We start from the raw sequence: 557 nt of genomic DNA, 5'->3' as shown, positions 1-557 counted from the left end.
GGCCACCACGTCGGTGAGGCCCGAGACCCCATGGGGCTTGCCCACCCGCACCGGGAGGCTGTACTGCTGGCGGGCCAGGAGGTCAAAGCCCCGGAGGAGGGCCGTCCCCCCGGCGAGGACCACCCGGTTCACCTTGACCTCCAGCGGCCCCATGGCCTCGTCCACGGACTGGCGGGCCCGGTGGAGGATCTCCCGGAGGCGGGGCCGGGTGATGCGGGCCCGCTCCCGCGCGGGCACCTCGCCCCCGGAGCCCCCCCCTTGGTTGGTCTCCCGGACCAGCTCGGGGTCCGCCAGCTCGGGCAGGGCCGCGCCGTACTTCTTCTTGACCCTTTCCGCCTCCTCAAAGGGGATCTTGAGGAGCTGGGCGATGTCCTGGGTCACGTGATCCCCCCCAAGGGGCAGGACGGCGGAGTGGGCCAGCCTGCCCTCCCGGAAGACGGCCACGTCCGTGGTGCCCCCGCCCACGTCCAGGAGGAGGACGGTCATCTTCTCCTCCTCCGGGTTCAGGACCCCCAGGCCGCTGGCCAGGGGCTGGGCCACCAGGGCGTCTATGAAGA

General features: G+C 72.7%; 1 protein-coding gene. It reads right to left on the bottom strand.

The annotated features are described in order from the left end of the window. Positions 1–557 (bottom strand): cell division protein FtsA (locus tag BVI061214_RS00130; RefSeq protein WP_211256760.1); only part of this gene is annotated, 557 nt, incomplete at both ends.

Origin of the sequence: Thermus aquaticus (assembly GCF_001280255.1) — a bacterium.
Lineage (GTDB): Bacteria > Deinococcota > Deinococci > Deinococcales > Thermaceae > Thermus > Thermus aquaticus.
This window is presented reverse-complemented; position numbering and strand designations above follow the sequence as displayed.